This window comes from Pseudomonas sp. ASL4 (assembly GCF_056680395.1).
In genome coordinates this window covers 2,436,914-2,457,267 of record NZ_CM155280.1, presented here as the reverse complement: position 1 = coordinate 2,457,267, position 20,354 = coordinate 2,436,914, and the positions used below count along the sequence as shown (strand labels likewise).

15 protein-coding genes and 1 pseudogene are annotated in these 20,354 nt (G+C 56.8%); 8 read left to right on the top strand and 8 right to left on the bottom strand.

Features of this window, described 5'->3' with window-relative positions; all coding sequences use genetic code 11:
• Window positions 1-276: 276 nt before the first annotated feature.
• Window positions 277-5,316 carry a dermonecrotic toxin domain-containing protein gene (locus AC1MEW_RS11135; protein ID WP_480426259.1) on the top strand — a complete coding sequence of 1,680 codons (5,040 nt, stop codon included), beginning with the start codon at window positions 277-279 and terminating at the stop codon, window positions 5,314-5,316.
• A gap of 7 nt (window positions 5,317-5,323) precedes the next feature.
• On the opposite strand, the gene argR is transcribed toward AC1MEW_RS11135, so the two are convergent.
• The 7 genes from argR to acs form a co-directional block, all read right to left on the bottom strand.
• Window positions 5,324-6,304: a transcriptional regulator ArgR gene (argR, locus tag AC1MEW_RS11130; RefSeq protein WP_054044763.1), complete on the bottom strand. Its 981-nt coding sequence runs from the start codon at window positions 6,302-6,304 to the stop codon at window positions 5,324-5,326.
• A 113-nt stretch (window positions 6,305-6,417) separates the two neighbouring features.
• Window positions 6,418-7,182 (bottom strand): ABC transporter ATP-binding protein, encoded by a 765-nt coding sequence (locus tag AC1MEW_RS11125; protein ID WP_201205959.1) that lies wholly within the window; start codon window positions 7,180-7,182, stop codon window positions 6,418-6,420.
• Window positions 7,183-7,209: 27 nt separating this feature from the next.
• Complete coding sequence (locus AC1MEW_RS11120; RefSeq protein WP_480426256.1) at window positions 7,210-8,322, bottom strand: M14 family metallopeptidase; 1,113 nt, start codon at window positions 8,320-8,322, stop codon at window positions 7,210-7,212.
• A gap of 1 nt (window position 8,323) precedes the next feature.
• Window positions 8,324-9,022 carry an ABC transporter permease gene (locus AC1MEW_RS11115; RefSeq protein WP_201256356.1) on the bottom strand — a complete coding sequence of 233 codons (699 nt, stop codon included), beginning with the start codon at window positions 9,020-9,022 and terminating at the stop codon, window positions 8,324-8,326.
• On the bottom strand, window positions 9,019-9,708 hold the full coding sequence (locus AC1MEW_RS11110) for an ABC transporter permease (protein WP_054044772.1): 690 nt from the start codon (window positions 9,706-9,708) through the stop codon (window positions 9,019-9,021). The genes AC1MEW_RS11115 and AC1MEW_RS11110 overlap by 4 nt, the downstream gene beginning before the upstream one ends.
• A 91-nt stretch (window positions 9,709-9,799) precedes the next feature.
• On the bottom strand, window positions 9,800-10,573 hold the full coding sequence (locus AC1MEW_RS11105) for an ABC transporter substrate-binding protein (RefSeq protein WP_201193875.1): 774 nt from the start codon (window positions 10,571-10,573) through the stop codon (window positions 9,800-9,802).
• 699 nt (window positions 10,574-11,272) lie between these two features.
• Window positions 11,273-13,228: an acetate--CoA ligase gene (gene acs / locus AC1MEW_RS11100; protein WP_201205967.1), complete on the bottom strand. Its 1,956-nt coding sequence runs from the start codon at window positions 13,226-13,228 to the stop codon at window positions 11,273-11,275.
• 415 nt (window positions 13,229-13,643) lie between these two features.
• Here acs and AC1MEW_RS11095 point away from each other — a divergent pair, with 415 nt between their 5' ends.
• The 7 genes from AC1MEW_RS11095 (at window position 13,644) to AC1MEW_RS11065 (ending at window position 20,032) form a co-directional block, all read left to right on the top strand.
• Window positions 13,644-13,910 (top strand): DUF2790 domain-containing protein, encoded by a 267-nt coding sequence (locus tag AC1MEW_RS11095; RefSeq protein WP_201256357.1) that lies wholly within the window; start codon window positions 13,644-13,646, stop codon window positions 13,908-13,910.
• Window positions 13,911-14,097: 187 nt separating this feature from the next.
• Entirely contained in the window at window positions 14,098-14,373 is a 276-nt protein-coding gene (locus AC1MEW_RS11090) for a hypothetical protein (RefSeq protein WP_480426252.1), read from the top strand.
• A gap of 632 nt (window positions 14,374-15,005) precedes the next feature.
• On the top strand, window positions 15,006-16,256 hold the full coding sequence (locus AC1MEW_RS11085) for a ribonucleotide-diphosphate reductase subunit beta (protein ID WP_092279009.1): 1,251 nt from the start codon (window positions 15,006-15,008) through the stop codon (window positions 16,254-16,256).
• Between the two features lie 489 nt (window positions 16,257-16,745).
• Window positions 16,746-16,970, top strand: coding sequence for a DUF2188 domain-containing protein (locus AC1MEW_RS11080; RefSeq protein WP_082356588.1), 225 nt, complete (start codon window positions 16,746-16,748; stop codon window positions 16,968-16,970).
• Window positions 16,971-17,343: 373 nt separating this feature from the next.
• Complete coding sequence (locus tag AC1MEW_RS11075) at window positions 17,344-17,877, top strand: BRO-N domain-containing protein (RefSeq protein ID WP_322269382.1); 534 nt, start codon at window positions 17,344-17,346, stop codon at window positions 17,875-17,877.
• Between the two features lie 120 nt (window positions 17,878-17,997).
• The gene (locus tag AC1MEW_RS11070; protein WP_323570225.1) at window positions 17,998-18,720 is read left to right on the top strand and encodes an HNH endonuclease; all 723 of its coding nucleotides are present in this window, start codon (window positions 17,998-18,000) and stop codon (window positions 18,718-18,720) included.
• Between the two features lie 328 nt (window positions 18,721-19,048).
• Window positions 19,049-20,032: a hypothetical protein gene (locus tag AC1MEW_RS11065; protein ID WP_480426248.1), complete on the top strand. Its 984-nt coding sequence runs from the start codon at window positions 19,049-19,051 to the stop codon at window positions 20,030-20,032.
• Window positions 20,033-20,035: 3 nt separating this feature from the next.
• Here the strand turns inward: AC1MEW_RS11065 and AC1MEW_RS11060 are convergent.
• Window positions 20,036-20,320: pseudogene (locus AC1MEW_RS11060) on the bottom strand (hypothetical protein); the annotation flags it as partial.
• Window positions 20,321-20,354 lie beyond the last annotated feature (34 nt).

Sequence of the window (20,354 nt, the reverse complement as noted above, 5' to 3'; positions counted from 1 at the left end):
AACTGGCGAGCGATGAGGGGATTGTAAGGACAGTTTTCAGCCCGGCCTTGCCGCCAAGCGACAACTTCTTATAGCGCAAACCCCGGTTTCAGCCGGGTTTACGGCAATGCGACATATACCGTCGCAAAGGCGCAGTTTAAACCGATGCACGGGATTAGCGGCAGCGCGGGCGACATTAGATTTCAAGTCGTTGGTGAATGTGCGGTAACTATGTACCGCACATGCCTTTGTCAAAACGGGTTTCCTTGGGTGCCGCCCTATTCAAGGATGAAACCCGTGAATCTTTCCAATCAGTCGTCGACACCGGTATGGCCAATCCATCCGGATGGCCATTTCGAACATCTGGCCAATAATATGCCTCAGTGGCTGCTCAAGGCCTCAACCAAACGGCGGATTGCGCTGGGAAAAACCACGCCGCTTCTGCGAGATGAGTTCCGTAACGCCTCGACCGGCCAACACCGCGTGCTGAAGCGTCTCAATGCCGCCTACTGGACGGCCCAGAACACCGTGGACGAGCGCCTGGAACACCTGCAAGACGCCCGAGCTTTTGGCGAACCCTTGCTGCGTGACGCGATAAAGCAACGCTACGGCCTGGATCTCGATGTGAGCGCCACGTTCTTGCGCCTCTACATCCCGGCCTCAATCCCCTGGTTCCCGGTCAAGTCGGGGGCCGCCCGGACCTGGACGGTGTCGCTGCTCGATGCCGCCCTGCACAACTTCGAACGGTCAGAGACCGGCGAAGGCGCCCACGAGACAGATTCAACCTTCATCACCCAGCCATCCCCCGCCGGTCAATTCGAAACCCTGAATTACATCAAAGACAAACTGACGATCAACGCCTTCACGACGCTATGCCGCGAGCTGGATATCGGTGGGCAATATCGGGCCTGGCTCGAAGACAACCTTGGCGTGAGCAATCCAGTAGTCGCGGCCGTTTTGCGCCCGCAGATCAAGCAAAGCCATAAAGCCGCGCTACGTATGGCGCTGGAGCTGGCGCGCCTTCAGAAAGACACGCTAAAGGAAGACGCCTACCGGTCCATTTCCGGGCTGGTGAACGGCGTGCAAGGCATGCTGCTCGATGGCAAACCCTTGCTGTGTCATGACCTGACGATGATGTCCGCGCAGCTAACCGGCATCATCCTGTTCGCCCCGGATCTGGAGCAGCACCGTGGTGCAGTGAGGGTTATCGCCTACCTACCTGATGATCCGCAGCACCCGATCAAGGAATATCCGTCCAGCGGACACTTCATGATCGAACTCAGCCAAAAATTACGCTCGGGCGATTACCAGCACTTTTTCAGCCGCTTCGTCGCCCATGGCGATCGTGGCTACTTCTTCGCCAACCTGAACAGCCGTCTGACGCAAACCACCTGGCATCCGCGCGCCTCCGGCGACCCACTGCCCTCCTGGCGTGATTCGCCCGCCAAGCATATGAATTTGCAGTTTTGCGCTACACCCATCGCCGGCGATCTGTGGGAGCACCTGTATCAACGAAAACTCGACAAGATTCTCAATGATGCGCGCACGCTTGCCGTGTCCACCGCCAGTGCCGACCGTAAGGCTCGATGGGAGCTTTGGGATTCCTTCAGCAGCATCGCTTCGACACTGCTGCAGATTGCCGCTTTCGTTGCACTGCCGTTTGTCCCCGTTCTGGGCGAGTTGATGATGGCTTATATGGTTTATCAACTGCTGGACGAGGCTTTCGAATCAATCGTCGAATGGTCGCAAGGCCTGACACATCAAGCCCTCACACACACCCTGGAGTTCATCGAATCGCTGGTTCAACTGGGAGCGTTCGCAGCGGGAGGCACCCTTGTTGCGGGAGAGTTTCGCAACGTAATGCCCAAGGCATGCGTGGATTTCATTGACCGTTTCATTCCCGCGCAATCAGCTGACGGTCGAACCCGTTACTGGAACGGCGACCTCAAACCCTACGAGCAGAACATCTCCCTGGCAACCGACAGCAAACCCAACAACCTGGGTCTGTACCCCCACGAGGGAAACGCCATCCTGGCGCTGGAAAACAAACACTACGCCGTGACTCACGACACAAGGATCGGTCAGTTTCAAATTGACCATCCAACCCGCCCCGACGCCTACAAACCGTTGCTGGAACACAATAGCAACGGGGCCTGGCACACAGCGATCGAAAAACCGCTGACCTGGGACCGTGACACGCTATTGCGGCGCCTGGGGTATTTGGCCGATTCGCTCTCCAGCAGCGAACGCGAGCAAGTACTGAAGATCAGCGGCCACCACGAAAACGCGTTACGCCGGATGCACGTCGACAACGCCCCACTGCCGCCGCTCGTGGCCGATACGCTCAAACGCTTCAAGATCGACAAGGACATCCAGACCTTTATCGAACGGATCGGCAGTGAGCATTCACAACGTTGGCAGACGGCGGATCGACCGACCCAATTGCAACTGCTGACAGAACACTTTCCATGGCCGGAAAACAAAGCGTTGCGTCTGATCGACAGCGAAGGCCACACGACATGGCAAAGCGCAAACAGCCTGCCCCACGGCGTACACCTCTATGACGTCCCCGTCAGCAGCGCCGATGTGCTGAAAACGGCGCTACTGTGCTTGAGTGAAGATGAAATAAAAGTGCTGTTTGACGAAACATTCGGCGCACCTGCGCTGGCGCTCGAAGCACGAGCCAGGAACCTTAGAAGCCGTCTGGCGCAGATCGCATTCAAACAGCAACGCTCATTGTTCGACGCACGCTATCGGGCGCAGGAAACCAAGGCCGACCCACTGACCCAACGTCTCATGGACACTGTTTCAGGCTTGCCGAGCAGTGTTGCCGAAGAACTATTGAACACCGCCAGCGGAAATGAGCTACAGCAACTGGAACAGGGCACAGTCCCGTCAGGACTCCATGAACTGGCGCGCTGGGCACAACAACATGTCCGCGCCGTGCGCGCCCGCGAAGGTCTGGAGCTTTCGTCGCAGAACAACCCCGACACCGATCGGCTGGTCATGCACTCGCTACCGCGCCTGCGTGGCTGGTCGGGGGAGGTTCGAGTCGACGTCAACCGTTTTTCATTCAACGGGAAAACCATCGATACGATCGGCAATCCTGAGGCGTCCATGCGCAAGGTGCTGGTCCAGCTCATAGACGGGGAGTACCAGGCCTACAACGATCTCGGAGAAGAACTGTCCGGAGCTGAAGACCTCTATAACGCACTGTTGCGGGCATTGCCCGACAGCGAACGCAACGCAATGAATCTGCAGACAGGGCAAGGCTCGACGCTCAAACAATTGATCGCTGAACACGCGCTGGACCACGAGGAACTGCAAAAGCTCCTGGCGCTAACCCCACTGCGCAAACCACACTACGACCCGAACCTCATGCGCCTGCCCGGCGGCGCGGACTATCCTCAACGCCCCCCCGCAGCCGCGTCACTGCAAGACCATGTCAGGGACCTCTACCCTTCCTTCACCCTTGAGGAGGTGGAGCGTTTTACCCTGGGGTTGCAACGCCACCCCACGGGCGCTCGAATAGAACTTTCGAGGCTCTTCGACGAATACAACCGACTGATTAACGAACTGCGTATCTGGTGCAGTGCAATCCCCCCTTATCACCCGGAAACCGGCGCCCAACTCAGCGCCCGCCAGATCACCGCCTCCCGACGCAACCGCGCACTGCTCGCAGATGAACTGCAACGCTGCTGGCGCCGCCAGACCGCGCTCAACGACGGCGATCAGGATGCCGGCGATCGCGGCTACATGTTCAGGTTCACTCGGCCCATCATTGGAGAGTTGCCGACTATTCAGGCGGATTTCAGCCACATTGCCTACCTGACCCTCGAAGGTGGCGAGGCGACACGCGGTACTCATGAGTTCCTGCGCCACTTCACCGGTTTGCGCCGCATGGAAGTGCGCAATATTCCCTTGGCCACACTGCCCGACGTCCTGCCCTCATTGCCGAATCTTGATCAACTGGTCCTGAGTAATTGCGGGATCGCGTTGACCGCCGAATCTCAGGCAACGCTTTCGTCCTTGAATCGGATGCGTACGCTGGAGTTGTACAAGAATCCGTTGGGGCGGGTATTCAGTGTCGAGGCCATGAATCAACTGGACTACATAGACCTGGGCGAGACCGGTATCTCCAGCCTTCCACCCGGCCTGTTCAGTCGTCCACAGCTGAAAACCGGGATTTTCTCGAACAACCGGATTGTGGAGCTGCCAGCCGAACTGTTCGAGTTGCCCGCGAGCAAGGGCAACGGTTTCGATTTCGCTGATAACCCCTTATCCATCGGCACGCAAAATCGGGTGAAAACCTACTTTCAGAAGACTCGTGAAGACTTGGGCGTGTACGCCGAACTGGGCGATATCGAGCGGATTGCCGCCCTTTACCCGAGTATGGATCGCGAACAGGCCAGCGATTTTGTGTACAGCCTGCCCGGCACGCTGGCGGCAGGGCGAATCGAGCTCAGCCGACTGGAGACAGAGTACGCCACCCTGAGCACCGACCTCGCGACGTGGACCGGCAACATTCCCCCGCTGCACCCGCTCAGCGGCGAACCCTTCAGCGCACAGCAACTGCTGATCGAGCACAACACTCGGGATGAATTCAAACGGATCGTTGAACAAGGCTGGCGCCGGGAAACCGAACTGGATGACTTTAACGAAACCCTTGAACCCTCTTATGAGCTCAGCCTGTCACTGATAGTCACCGGCGAGTTGCCCACACTGAGTGCTGACTTCAGCCACGTTTCCCATCTTTACCTGCATAGCTACAGCGGGTTGACGTCGGTTTCCGATGGATTCCTGAGGTGCTTCCCCAAACTCAAGGGGCTGACCATTCGCGACTACAGCCTGGGCAATATTCCGCCGTCGGTATTCAACCTGGGTGAGCTGGTGGCATTGGTGCTGCCCAACTGCCGAATCAGCCTGACGGACGACACGGTGGCGGCGCTGGCCGGCATGGAACGCCTGGACTTTCTGGACCTGAGTAATAACCCGCTACTGCTGACACCCGATGTCAGTCAGATGCCAAATTTGTCCACGCTCATCCTGAGCCACACGCACATCACCGAGTTACCGCCAGGGTTGTTGAAACTGGAAGCGCTCGACATTGCCAACCTGAGCAATAACGCCATTCGAGAGCTACCTAGCGACATCCTCGAACTGCCCATGGAAATGGGCGAGAGCATCAACCTGCTTGGCAATCCGCTTTCTGAGCGAAGCCTGCAACTGTTGCGTGCTTACTTCAGGCAAAACGGCACCGATTTTGGCGTTGAGGAAATCTTTAACACTGCCGAGATGGAGGTGTCCGATTCAGACGACTCAGAGATAGAGCAATAACCGAAAATCAACCACGCTCTGAAGGTACCGACGACAACTCGAACGGGCTGCTGCTGCGCCGCTGGTTGCGATCTTCCCGCGGCGTGGCACCGAAGAAGTTGCGATAGGCGCTGGAGAAGTGCGGCCCCGAAGAGAAGCCACAGGACAGGCCGATCTGGATGATCGACTTGCTGGTTTGCATCAACATCTGCCGGGCCTTGTTCAGGCGCAGCTCCAGGTAGTACTGGCTCGGCACACGGTTGAGGTATTGCTTGAAGATCCGTTCCAACTGCCGACGGGACACGCACACGTGTTGGGCGATTTCGTCGGTGGTCAGCGGTTCTTCGATGTTGGCTTCCATCAGCAACACCGCTTGGGTGAGCTTCGGATGGCTGGAGCCGAGGCGGTTTTGCAGTGGAATGCGCTGGCGTTCGCCGCCTTCACGGATGCGTTCGACCACCAGTTCTTCCGAGACCGCACCGGCCAGTTCGGCGCCGTGATCGCGGGCCAATACGGCCAGCAGCAAATCGAGCACCGACAGGCCGCCGCACGCGGTCAAGCGATCGCGATCCCAGTCAAACAAATGACTGGTGGCGATGACTTTCGGGAAACGCTCGGCGAAATCGTCCTGCCAGCGCCAATGCACAGCCGCGCGATAACCGTCGAGCAAACCCAACTGCGCCAACGGATAAACACCAGCGGACAAACCGCCAATCACACAACCGGCACGCACCAGTTGTTTGAGCGAACTGCTGAGGGCCGGCGCAAGTGCGGTCGGCGGCTCATCGGCGAGCAAAAACAACTTCTGGAAATTTTCGAGCTTGCCGGCCCAAGGCTCACCGGGCAATTGCCAGGCGCCTTCGGTCGGCGGTTCGGCCTGCAAGAACGACAGTTCGTAGACAACGTCTGGATGCACACGCTGAGCAACACGCAAGGCCTCCTCAGCCAGCGCAAGCGTCAGAGCTTTAGTGCTGGGCCAAATCAGGAAACCAATTCGATGGGCAGTCATGGCGGGCAATCCGAAACTAAAACAGTGTTAAAGGCCGAAGGCGGCTGCAACCAAATTAGACCATCTGGCGCGCGGTGCGCAGCATGACCTAATTTGGTGCGTAACGGGAGCGATTACTTCAGGCTGCCCGAGAGGAATTGTTGCAAGCGTTCGGACTGTGGATTGACCAGTACTTCACGCGGGTTGCCGCTCTCTTCGACGACACCTTTGTGCAGGAACACCAGTTGGTTCGACACTTCACGGGCAAAGCCCATTTCGTGCGTCACCACCACCATGGTCCGGCCTTCCAGCGCCAGGGCTTGCATGACTTTCAGCACGTCACCGACCAGTTCCGGATCGAGGGCCGAGGTCGGTTCGTCGAACAGCATCACCTCAGGTTCCATCGCCAGCGCACGGGCAATCGCCACGCGCTGTTGTTCGCCGCCCGACATGTGGCCCGGGTAAGCGTCCTTGCGATGCGCCACACCGACCTTGTTCAGGTAGTGCTCAGCCTTTTCGCGAGCTTCGGCCTTGGTCATGCCGAGCACGTGGACCGGCGCTTCCATGATGTTTTCCATCGCGGTCATGTGTGACCACAGATTGAAATGCTGGAACACCATCGACAGGCGCGAACGCATGCGTTGCAACTGTTTCGGGTCGGCGGCTTTCAGCGCGCCTTCCTTGTTGGCGACCAGTTTCAGCTCTTCGTTATTGAGCAGAATCCTGCCTGCGTGTGGCTGCTCAAGCAGGTTGATGCAGCGCAGGAAAGTACTTTTGCCGGAGCCACTGGAGCCGATGATGCTGATCACATCGCCAGCCGCCGCTTTCAGGGACACGCCCTTGAGCACTTCGTGACTGCCATAGCGTTTATGCAGGTCTTGGACTTCAAGTTTGTACATGCGGTCGGTTCTCACAAAAACAGTCAGTCAGTCGTTGAGCAAGCGCCCGTGACGCAGCGCTTCGCGCCCCGCCACCTTGGCCAGCCAGAAACCGGGTTGGGCATAACGCAGCCGTTCAATGGCAAACAGCACCCCGGACGTACCAGCACACACCGTGCTGACCCGATCCGCCAACGGATCGATCACTTCGAAAATCTCATCGCCAGCTTCAACCCATTCACCGGGTTTACGCAGGAAACTCACCACACCCGGGTGCGGTGCGAACAACAATTCAGTGCCTTCGAACGGCATGCCTTCGCACGCGTCCTGGGCCGGTTTCGGCCATTCTCCGCTGATCAGGCCTTGCTCGGCGAGGAACGCCAGAATGCCTTCGGCGTACGCTACGGCATCGGCGCGAGTGGTATCGGCCTGACCGCCCAGTTCAATGGTAGTCGCCAGGCACGCCAGTGGAATCTGCGCATCCGGAAAGTGGCGCGACAGACGCAGCCACGGCAGCGAACAGGCTTCGTCAAAGGAACTGCCGCCGGAGTCTTCCGCCAGCAGGCCCACTTTCACATTCAGGTGTGCGGCGAGCGAACGCCATTGCGGCCAGTGTTGCGGCAACGCGTACATGTGCAGCGCCGCTTCGGCATCGCAATGCAAATCCAGCACCACGTCAGCCGTGCAGGCATGGCTGAGCAAGACGCGCTGCATGCCTTGTAGCTGACTCGCCGCCGGTGGCAATGCCGCCAAGGCGTCGCTCATGGCTTGGCGGATCAAGTGAATATTGGCGTGAGGATCATCCCCCAGGCGCCCTTCCAGTTCGGCGGCCACTGGCGCGCTGAGCTCGACGAAATCCCGGTTGAAGTTCTTGCCGCTGCCCGCCTCGAAACGCCCTTGATGATTGCCTTGCAGCAATTGGCCGAGGCCCAGCGGGTTGGCCACGGGCACCAGTTCAATGACGCCGTTCAACAAGCCTTGGGCTTCGAGTTCGGTCAGGCGCTTTTTCAGCTCCCAAGCGGTACGCATCCCCGGCAGTTCATCGGCGTGCAGGCTGGCCTGAATGTAAGCCTTGCGCTCGCCGCGGCCGAAGCGGAACACCGAAATCTGGCGTTCGCTGCCCAGGTGACTCCACGGCAATGAATGATCGATGCGTTCCATATCAGTGCTTCCGCGGGGCCATATAGCCCAGCCAGCGGCGCTCGGCCAGTTTGAAGATCTTCACCAGAATGAAGGTCAGGCACAGGTAGAACACACCCGCCGTGATGTAAGCCTCGAACGGCAAGTAGAACTGGGCGTTGACCGTGCGCGCGGCACCGGTGATGTCGATCAGGGTCACGATGGACGCCAGACTGGTGGTCTGCAGCATCATGATCACTTCGTTGCTGTACTGCGGCAGCGCCCGGCGCAGGGCCGACGGCAACAGGATGCGCTTGTACATTTTGTAGCGCGACATGCCCATGGCCTTGGCCGCTTCGATCTCACCGTTCGGCGTAGCGCGCAGGCTGCCGGCGATGATTTCAGCGGTGTAGGCGCTGGTGTTGATCGCGAAAGCCAGGCACGCACAGAACGTTGCGCTGGACAGCCACGGCCACATGAAGCTTTCACGCACCGCTTCGAATTGCGCCAAACCGTAGTAGATCAAGAACAGCTGCACCAGCATCGGCGTGCCGCGGATCACGTAGGTGAACAGCCAGGCGCTCATGTTGACGACTGCGTTCTTGGAGACGCGCATCAGCCCCAGCGGCAACGCCGCCAACAGACCAAAGAACAGCGACAGCGCGAGCAACTTGAGGGTGGTCACCAGGCCGCCGAAGTACAGCGGCAGGGCCTCCCAAATGACGTTGTAGTCGAAGATCATAGATCAGCCGCCCTTACGCCTACCGAGTAGCGCTTCTCAAGGTGACGCAATGCCAGCAACGAGACGCTGGTGATCACCAGGTACATCGCCGCCACTGCGAGGAAGAAGGTGAAAGGCTCGCGGGTGGCATCTGCCGCCTGCTTGGCCTTGAACATCATGTCTTGCAGGCCCACTACCGAAATCAGCGCGGTCGCCTTGGTCAATACCAGCCAGTTGTTGGTGAAACCTGGAATCGCCAGGCGAATCATCTGCGGCACCAACACCCGGAAGAACACCTGAAAACTGCTCATGCCGTACGCCATGCCGGCTTCTGCCTGACCTTTGGGGATCGCCATGAAGGCGCCACGGAAGGTTTCGGACAGGTACGCACCGAAGATGAAACCCAGGGTGCCGATACCGGCGGCCAACGGGTTCAGATCGATGTAGTCGTTAAAGCCGAGCATCGGTGCGACGCGGTTGAGCAAGTCCTGACCACCGTAGAAAATCAGCAGGATCAGCACCAGGTCGGGAATCCCGCGGATCACCGTGGAATACAGGTCGCCCAGCCAAGCCAGCCAGCGGATCGGGGACAGACGCAGCGAAACGCCGATCAGACCCAGAACAATGGCCAAGACCATGGACGACAAGGCGAGCTGAAGCGTCAGCCATGCGCCATCGAGGATGACAGCCCCGTAGCCTTTCAACATGATTCAGGTCCTCGAAAGTTGGGATGAAAAAATGGCGCAAACCTCAGAGATCCTGTTGCTTGCGCCATTTCGGACTTGTCGCCGGGACGTGTTACTTACCGTAGATATCGAAGGCGAAGTACTTGTCCTGGATTTGCTTGTACTTGCCGTTCTCGCGAATGGCAGCGATCGCACCGTTGATCTTGTCTTTCAGTGCGTCACCTTTACGAACTGCAATACCTACGCCGTCGCCGAAGTATTTGACGTCGGTGAAGGCCGGGCCAACGAAGGCGAAACCTTTGCCAGCGTCGGTTTTCAGGAAGCCGTCATCCAGCAGGGTTGCGTCAGCCACGGTACCGTCGAGGCGGCCGGCAGCTACGTCGAGGTAGATTTCGTTCTGCGAACCGTAAGGCTTGATCTCGGCACCCAGCGGGGCCAGGACTTCGCGGGCGAAACGCTCATGGATCGAACCACGTTGTACGCCGATGTTCTTACCCTTGAGCTCAGTCAAGCCTTCGCTGACTTGAGTGCCGGCCTTCATGACCAGGCGAGCCGGGGTGTTGTAGTACTTGTTGGTGAAGTCCACAGACTTCTTGCGATCTTCAGTGATCGACATGGACGACAGGATCGCGTCGATCTTGCGCACTTTAAGTGCCGGGATCAGACCGTCGAACTCTTGCTCGACCCAGACGCACTTGACCTGCATCTGTTCGCACAGGGCGTTGCCGATGTCGTAGTCAAAACCAACAATGCTGCCGTCCGGCGCCTTGGAGGCAAACGGAGGGTAAGCAGCTTCGATACCGATTTTCAGAGGTTTTTCATCGGCGAAGGTCGGCAGGGACAGCACGGACAGTGCCAGGGCGCCAAGCAGCACAAGTTTCTTCATCTTGGGACTCCATCGGTAAAGGGCAAAAACGGCAGAGTGAGCACAGGCCCAATATGCGAATGGGTTAAACCGGAATGCGGTGCTGCGTCCTGGAAACCCACGTTGATTTCAACGCGAGCAACGACGAGCGAGTGATCGGCATTCTAACGACAGGCCGGAAGCCGATATTTCTTCAATGCGACAACAAATTACAGATGCACTGAGAATGCCGCTTGGGCACGTTGACAGCCTCGCAATTTCATGCAAGAGCAAAAGATAGTGAACCGATCTATGCTGCAAATTGCGGGCCTATTATTGGCAAACCCTTCTAATCCGGCAAGCGCAGCGTGATGTCTAATTTTTCGGAGGGGGTTGAGAGGCCCTGATACGGGGCTTTGCGTTTCCCAATGCCCCGGATCGGGGCGGGCGGTTACACATTCAGTTACTTTCTTGGGACGGGGTAACAGTGGGAAATCGCCTACACGTGAGGCCGATAATTATTGGGCGTTGTTGATCAGGTGTCTGACAGACCGCTTTCGCGAGCAAGCCCGCTCCCACAGGGGATCTGCGTCTGACACACACTCTGTGTTCGCCGCAGATTTAATGTGGGAGCGGGCTTGCTCGCGAAGAGGCCAGTACTGCCAACACAAAAACATCAGTCAACAAAAAGCCCCACCCGGCGCAATGCCGGACAGGGCTTCGTCGACTCAGAAACCGCGCTTACGCGACGTTCATGGTCTTGTGCGTATCAATCAAATGCTGCACCACGCCCGGATCCGCCAGGGTGGAGATATCCCCCAACCCGTCGTATTCAGCCGTGGCAATCTTGCGCAGAATCCGGCGCATGATCTTGCCCGAACGGGTTTTCGGCAGCCCCGGCGCCCACTGGATAACATCCGGCGAAGCAATCGGTCCGATCTCCTTACGCACCCAGTTTTTCAGCTCCAGGCGCAATTGCTCGCTTGGCTCTTCGCCACCGATCAAGGTGACGTAGACATAGATGCCCTGCCCTTTGATGTCATGCGGCACACCGACCACCGCCGCTTCGGCGACTTTCGGGTGAGCAACCATCGCGCTTTCGATTTCGGCAGTGCCCATCCGGTGGCCAGAAACGTTAAGCACGTCATCCACACGACCGGTGATCCAGTAGTAACCGTCTTCGTCGCGACGAGCACCGTCACCGGTGAAATACATGCCACGGAACGTCTTGAAGTAAGTATCGACGAAGCGGTCATGGTCGCCATACAGCGTGCGCGCCTGGCCTGGCCACGAATCGAGAATCACCAGGTTGCCCTCGGCGACGCCTTCGATGATGTTGCCCAGGTTGTCCACCAACGCTGGCACCACGCCGAAAAATGGTCGAGCCGCTGAACCCGGTTTGAGTGCGTGCGCACCCGGCAGCGGGCTCATCAGCGTGGCGCCGGTCTCGGTCTGCCACCAGGTATCGACGATCGGGCAACGGGACTGGCCGACATTCTTGTAGTACCAATCCCACGCTTCCGGGTTGATCGGCTCACCGACCGACCCCAACAGACGCAGGCTGCTGCCATCGGCGCCTTCAACAGCCGCCTTGCCCGAGGCCATCATCGCGCGGATGGCGGTTGGTGCGGTGTAGAGGATGTTGACCTTATGCTTGTCGACGATCTTCGCCACCCGGGTGATGTCCGGGTAGTTCGGCACGCCTTCGAACAGCAGGGTGGTCGCGCCATTGGCCAGCGGGCCGTAGACAATATAGGTGTGGCCGGTGACCCAACCGACGTCGGCTGTGCACCAGTAGACTTCGCCCGGACGGTAGTCGAACACGCGCTCGTGGGTCAGCGCCGCGTACAACAGATAACCCGCGGTGGTGTGCTGCACACCTTTCGGCTTACCGGTCGAACCCGAGGTGTAAAGGATGAACAGCGCTTCTTCAGCGCCCATTTCTTTCGGCGCGCAGACAGTGCCCGCCACTTTCATCAGGTCTTCGTACCAGATGTCGCGATGCTGGTTCCACTTGATGTTGCCACCGGTGCGCTTGCACACAATGACTTTCTGGATGCTGCTGGTTTCCGGGTTGGTCAGCGCGTCGTCGACGTTGGACTTGAGCGGGATCTTCTTGCCGGCACGAATGCCTTCATCGGCGGTGATCACCACTTTGGATTTGCAGTCGATGATGCGACCCGCCAGGGCTTCCGGCGAGAAACCACCGAACACCACCGAGTGAATCGCGCCGATCCGGGTGCAGGCCAGCATGGCGACCACGGCTTCGGGGATCATCGGCATATAGATAGTCACCACGTCGCCGCGGTGCACATCCTGGCCGCGCAAGGCGTTGGCGAACTTGCAGACTTCTTCGTGCAGCTCGCGGTAGGTGATGTTGCGGCTCTCGGCCGGGTCATCCCCTTCCCAGATAATCGCGATTTGATCACCGCGCTCGGCCAGATGACGGTCGAGGCAGTTGTAGGAAACGTTCAGCGTGCCGTCGGCGAACCATTTGATGTCGACATGGTGATCGTCAAAGGACGTCTGCTTCACCGTGGTGAAAGGCTTGATCCAGTCGAGGCGCTTGGCTTGTTCGCGCCAGAAGCCGTCCGGGTTGACGACCGACTGCTGGTACATGGCTTTGTAGGTCGCCTCGTCAGTCAGCGTATTGGCTGCTACCTCGGGACGAACGGGATACAGAGAAGCCGCACTCATCTTTCTTACCTCGGTGGAATAGTTGTTTTTGTATGACCCTGTTGTAGCCGGGCCGGGCCTATAGAACCATTCGACGATGGTAGTAACAAGCCCCTACAAAATGCTGTGAATATCCCGTTAAACCGCTCGAAGCCACGCAACCCGGGCCTCCACATCCCCTGTAGGAGCTGGCGAAGCCTGCGATCTTTTGATCTTTTCAAGGATTGTTACCAAATCCGCGAAAGGTGTTTATCAAAAGCATGGGTATATGAATGTAAACCCGACGCCTAAAATCAGCCTCGCCAACAAGGCAAACCTGATTAACCAAGTTGCAGCCCCCACGAAGGCAGTTAATCAAAAACCAAGTACTGAAGTTCCACACGCAATCCCAAAAGGATTGCGTGACCCCTCTCGACTTTAGAAAGGTAAATTTGAAATGAAAGCTTTATTAGTTCTGGCCCTCAGCAGTCTGTGCGCAACCGCCATGGCAGACGAGATCCCGACTGATGTCGCACAGCAAAAACCCGTGGTAGTTGAGGAATACACTTACTCCACCCACCTGGACATCGCCAACATCGTGTCCATGAGCGAAGTCCCGAACGTGTGTGAAGTTGTTCCGATGAAAATGGAATACGACGACTCCAAAGGCCAACGCCACATCCTGCGTTACAGCGTTATGGGTAACGGCTGCTCTAACGGCTAATCACCCGCACTCCCCTTAACGGTTCGACCCATTTGCCCGCTGCTTAAGGCAGATGAAGCGCCGAACCGTATACATCGATAGATACGATTGTTTAGTGCAATTATCTGCTCTTTTTAATCAAATTTACTGGCGTAGTATGAATTCCACACCCAAGGCACAAAACGCCAACGAACCTGGAGCCACTACCATGAAAACCCAACTGATCCTCGCCCTGACCCTCTCCGTACTGGCCGGCAGCGCTTTTGCCGCCGACGGTTATGACCGCACTGGCTCGGCTGCTTTTACCAGCGATGCGGCTGTCGCTTCCGATGGCTACGACCATACCGGTTCGGCGTCTTTCGCCTCCGATGGTGCTGATCACACTGGTGCTGCGAAACTGGCTTCTGACGGTGCCGACCACACTGGCGCGGCCAAGCTTGCCGCTGATGGTGCAGATCGCGTCGGCGCTGCCCGTTTCAGCTGATGGCTGAACGCGACATTAGGGCCCGACTTCGGTCGGGCTTAGTTGTGTCTGGAGTGGTTGAAAATCGACCAAAACCACAACATGTAGTGATTTTGGCTGTTTTTTGAGCAAAACCGCATCAAAACATTTTCAGCTGAAAACTGCACACAATCGCGTCCACAAAACCCTCTGCATCGCCCTGTAAGCCGTGCCCTGTCTGGCTTGCGGCACATCAACAGACCGCAACGACACCCACACCCCGACTCCACCGTCAAAAACCAGCCAAAAAAAAGCGAAAAAAAACTTCATCCGCCAAAGCCCTGTAAACCCTCGCTCCAACCTCAAAACGCGCCCCGCCGACCGTTCCCAGTGCCACTTGGTCGCACCACGAAGGCAATTTTTTCCCTATAATGCGGGCTTAAACGGGCCTGCAATATTCCCTTACAGGGGATGAACAGTCAGTCCGAAGCCCAAGCAGACGCCGTTCACGTTTCTGCGCACCTCGGCTGCTTCGGATCCTCCGTACAAAATTCTGTTTGATGCCTGCGTATAGCTGCTGCAAAAAACGATTCCTTTAGATCCAACGCGGTCAGTACGACCGTGTGAAAAACCATCACACGGGCAACTGGCCCTCACGCAGGAGACGACACGTCATGCTGAGCTGGGACGAATTCGACAAAGAAGACACGGGCGAAGTAGCCGTAAAAGGCGCCAACGCTGGCCACGCGACTGAAGCCAACATGGACCGCCTCGACACCGCCGGTGGCGTCGCCGCCCAAGAAGCGCGTGCCGTGACCGCGTCCGACTCCGCCGCCATCGCCCGTGCCAAGGCTGCCCTGGACAACCTCGACGTTGCCGAAGGCCTGGCCGAACTCGAAGGCGCCTCCGCCCGTGTCGCCGTCGACGAAAAGCGCATGATCAACTGCCGCGCCGACCTCAACCAACTCGTGCCATTCAAGTACGACTGGGCTTGGCAGAAGTACCTGGACGGTTGCGCAAACCACTGGATGCCGCAAGAAGTCAACATGACCGCCGACATCGCCCTCTGGAAAGACCCGGAAGGCCTGACCGACGACGAACGCCGCATCGTCATGCGCAACCTCGGCTTCTTCTCCACCGCCGACTCCCTGGTTGCCAACAACCTGGTCCTGGCCGTGTACCGCCTGATCACCAACCCGGAATGCCGCCAGTACATCCTGCGCCAAGCTTTCGAGGAAGCGATCCACACCCACGCCTACCAGTACTGCATCGAATCGCTGGCCATGGATGAAGGCGAGATCTTCAACATGTACCACGAGATCCCATCGGTCGCGAAAAAAGCCACTTGGGGCCTCAAATACACCCGCTCGATCTCCGATCCGAAGTTCGAAACCGGCACCGTCGAAACCGACAAAGAACTGCTGCGCAACCTGATCGCCTACTACTGCGTCCTGGAAGGCATCTTCTTCTACTGCGGCTTCACCCAAATCCTCTCCATGGGCCGCCGCAACAAAATGACCGGCGTCGCCGAGCAGTTCCAATACATCCTGCGCGACGAATCCATGCACCTGAACTTCGGCATCGACGTGATCAACCAGATCAAAATCGAAAACCCGCACTTGTGGGATGCTGAGATGAAGGAAGAAGCTTCGCAGATGATTCTGCAGGGTACTCAGCTGGAGATTGAATACGCTCGCGATACCATGCCTCGCGGGGTGTTGGGGATGAATGCGGCGATGATGGAGGACTACCTCAAGTTTATTGCTAACCGTCGTCTTTCGCAGATCGGTCTTAAAGAAGAGTATCCGGGGACTACGAACCCGTTCCCTTGGATGAGCGAGATTATGGACTTGAAGAAAGAGAAGAATTTCTTTGAGACTCGCGTAATCGAGTACCAAACAGGTGGTGCGCTTAGCTGGGATTGATTCCGAGTGCACTGCCTAAAGTAACGATGTGGTTTTTTGGCCCATCGTACTTTTTTGAATGAGAAATAAGTCAGAGCGGAGCCGCAGTCATTGAGATTAGCGGCTCCTACTCAATGTTTCTGCGCACGACTGTTAACCACTGAGCATCTAGCAGTAGCTAAGAATAGAGCCTTGACGTCTGCTATCGAGAGATTGCGAAAAAGATGAGGGGGCAAAAACAAGAAACCCACAGCAACCGTTCGAGCGGATGCTGCGGGCCTTGACCGTACAGGTGAACAAAGCCCACTCGTACGGGCCGTAATCGGGGAAACCCACAATCACGAAAGCATTTGGGAATGCGGGGCGTGATTATGGACGACCTTTGAGCGGTGTCAACGGCTGATCGTCGGAGATCGGATTTCGCACGAAATTTGGTTTCCAAAGTAAATCGGCAAGCTAGGCAAATTATTTGCTAACGCTCAGACATAAACTTGAAGAGAGAACCACATCATGTCTAAGAAAAATCAACACGTCGTTCCCCATGGCAACGACTGGGCAGTTAAAGGTGCAGGCAACTCGAAGGCAACAAAAGTTGTCGGCACCCAGGCAGAAGCTATTGAGCTCGCGCGCGAAATTGCAATAAATCAGGGAAGCGAAATGCTTATCCACGGACAGAACGGACAAATTCGCGAACGCAATACCTACGGAGACGATCCGTTCCCCCCTAAAGGCTAACTATGTAGGCTCAAGAAGGAGCCCCGATCTGATCGGGGCTTTTTTTGGGGTCGGATGAATATGCTTTGCTCATCCCTACGCCACGACGCTAAAACTCCTACAACATTTACAGCCGCTTCCGCGTTGCTGCCCAATCAAAGCATCTCTAAGCTCCATCGCAGGTGCCTAAGAAACGCCCAACGTAGAAGCTGCTCACTCACACAGAATCGTGCTCGTCTCGGAGACAGACGTGCGACTTTTTGTTTGAGAGCGAGTGCTTGTTGGGATTTTCTTGAATCCTCTACGTCGGGTATTGGCCCTCTCCAAAACTACGTAGAGGTAATGGAAATGCCCATAACGATTTCACTCCGTCCCTCCGTCTCGGAGATCGGTCATGCTTGATCCATTCATCCCAACAGTATTCGCCCGCCACAACCTCCCCCTCCACGCCCTCCTACTGGAAAACCAGCCATGGTTCTGCGCCCGCGATCTGGGTCGCTTGATGGGCTTTCATCTGAGTGATCGTGTAGTGAGTAAACTGGATGAAGATCAACGGCATACGTTGCTGATCGACTACCACGGCCAACCAGAGAAACGGTTGATGCTCAGCGAGTCAGGCGTGTACGCGCTCCTGGTCTATCACTACGCGCCAGGAAATCGATTGTTGCGTGAATGGCTGACCCATCAAGTGGTGCCAGCCTTACGCGATGCGGGGCAGTCGAAGAATTCTGATCGGCCGATGTTGAGTTTGCTGGATTGGCCGGAGATGTCATTGAGTCTGTTGCATTGGCAGGATGAAGGCTGGATTCGGCTGCGTGACATGCCTTATTTATTGCTCAATCGCACGCGGCGGCGGGTGCCGGTGGTTAAGCCTTGGTGGCGGAGGGTTTGGGAGGTGTTTCAGTCGTCTAAGCAGTCGGTGGGTTAGTGCGGCAGTGTCTTTGTAGGATAGCTTGAACGACGCGTCGGTCTTTTCTGTAGGAATTTTCGTAGACAGTCGTAATGGCCACTCAGTATCGTCCGAGGGTTTTCAACCCTCGGCGATTGTATGGACACTGAAAAGAAGCAATCTAGATGGACTGACGAGGAGCTAGCAGCTTCGGTCGATACCTATCTAAAAATTCTTGCGCACGAAGAGGCCGGTCAGGCCGTCGACAAACCGCATGAACAGCGAATGCTGCAAGAAGGGGTATTAATCAATCGCAGCACCAAAGCCGTAGATTTCCGCTTACAGAACCTTTCGTTCCTGTTTGTAGAGTTAGGCCTCAAGCCTAATAGTTACCCCTTAATGGCAAATATCGGGTCAGGGGTAGCAGCGCGTGTAGAAATAATCCTTGCCTCAAGAGGCGTGATCGACCTTGACGACTATTTACCAACTGCGGACGAAGAGACGCTTAACCGTCGAACTGAAAAGCTTCGAGGAAAAAAACTCCTAGGCGAACCGGAAGGTATAGAGAAGCCCAAAAAGGTAACGGTCACCACCACCTCGTACGCTCGTTCCCCTCGGATCAAAGCCTGGATTTTGGATAACGCAAAAGGGATTTGCGAAGGTTGCAATCAGCCAGGTCCTTTCGAACAGGCTGATGGCACTCGCTTTCTTGAGGTCCACCATGTAAAGCATTTAGCTGACCGCGGATCGGATCGTCGGAGTAACGCGGTCGCCCTTTGTCCTAACTGTCATAAGCGTTGCCATCATGCCAACGACAAAGACGAATTCACCGAGTCGCTTTATCAGAAGATAGAACGGTTGAAGCGTGAGAAGCTGGACTGAACAACATCTGTGGCGAGGGAGCTTGCTCCCGTTCGGCTGCGAAGCAGTCGCCATGCAAACAACTCGATCTGTCTGATGCAACGCGTTTGCCGGGTTTGGGGCTGCTGCGCAGCCCAGCGGGAGCAAGCTCCCTCGCCACAGTAAGGTGTGTTGCTGCGGAGTCGGCGCGGGGTAGATTGATCGCGTTGATGCGGGGATTCGCGAGCAGGCTCGCTCCCACAGGTTTGGTGTGTTGCCACGGGTTTTGCGGTGTTTTGAAAACAGTCAGTGCAACCCGCCGCGCCTCCCTCTATTAATACCCTCCCCCACTCAAGGACCCGAGCCCACCATGAAATTCGACCTCGCCTACTGCCTCAGCCTCGACGACAAGCTGTCGATCTATGACGTGCGGGATTTGAATTTCGACGAGACGATGGAGTTCGACTCCGCCAAGGAACACTTCCAATGTCCCAATGACGCCTGCAGAGCGGCCTTCGATGGGTTGAATGTGTTGACGACGTTCAACGCCAAGAATGTGAATTACGTTCGCACCCCGCACTTCAAGAACACGCCCAGCACGCGGCATGTGGCGGATTGTCCTTATGTCAGTTTGAAGACGCCGGCGTCGGGGCTTGAGGCGGACGGTGCGGAAACGGATGACAGTCGCGAGGAGCATTTTCCGTCGGAGTTGTTGCTGACTCGGCGTGAGTATGTGCGTAAGCCGTCGAGCCCGGCGGTGGCGGCGGATATGGTGCGGGATGACATAAAACCGGTTGCAGCGGACAGCCACGCTGAGCATCCAACTCGGGAGTCGGCGCCGGACAAGACCAGTGTCTTCGCTCATCCGGTGGAGTGTTTTGTGTCGAACTTCGAGGACAAGGAGTTGCTCAAGCGCACGCCGCTGAAGATTGGCGAGCATACGGCGCCTTATGGGTCGTTCTTCAAGAAGATTGAGTATCTACAGGACAACAAGGGGCTGATTTACTGGGGCAAGATCAAGGAGATCAAGGATTACACCCAGAGCTTTCGCATCGATTTTGAACAGAAGGTCTGGTTCAAGGCGCCGGACGAGGCGAAGAAGAAGCCTTACTCGGTGAATGTTTATTTGAGCAAGAAGCTGATCGACAACTACCGCAAGCGCAAGGCGTTTCTGGAAGAGATCAAGCATGCCATCGAGAGCGGGAAGGAGTTGTTCTGTTTCTTCTATGGCGTGACGCCGGAGTTGAAGCAGGTGCCGAGCAAGAAAAACCCCGAGCAAACGTTCGGGGTGTTCAGTGCGAGTATTGAGAACCTGGATCACTTTATTGTTCGGGAAGCACCGGGGTTGGAGTAGCTATTAACTCTTGGGTAGTTCCAGTTTCACTGCGCCGGGGTGCTGTTTGATCAGCGAGTACGGCAGCACTGACCAGTCCGGCGAGTCGCATCCCCGTTGGAAACGGGCGAAGTAGGCGCCTAGGTACAAGCCCTTCGCGGTGAAGTGCCAGTTGGAGTAACCCCAGACACTTTCGTCGGTGTAGTCGCAGGTGTCTTCATCGCCTTCAGACGGTTTTTTCATTTCATCTGGATAGAGCGCGGTGAATTGCTTGATCAGCCAAGGCACCATCACGTCGCGCTGATGGCTGGCGCGGGTAGCGCATTCTGACCGGAGAAAATCA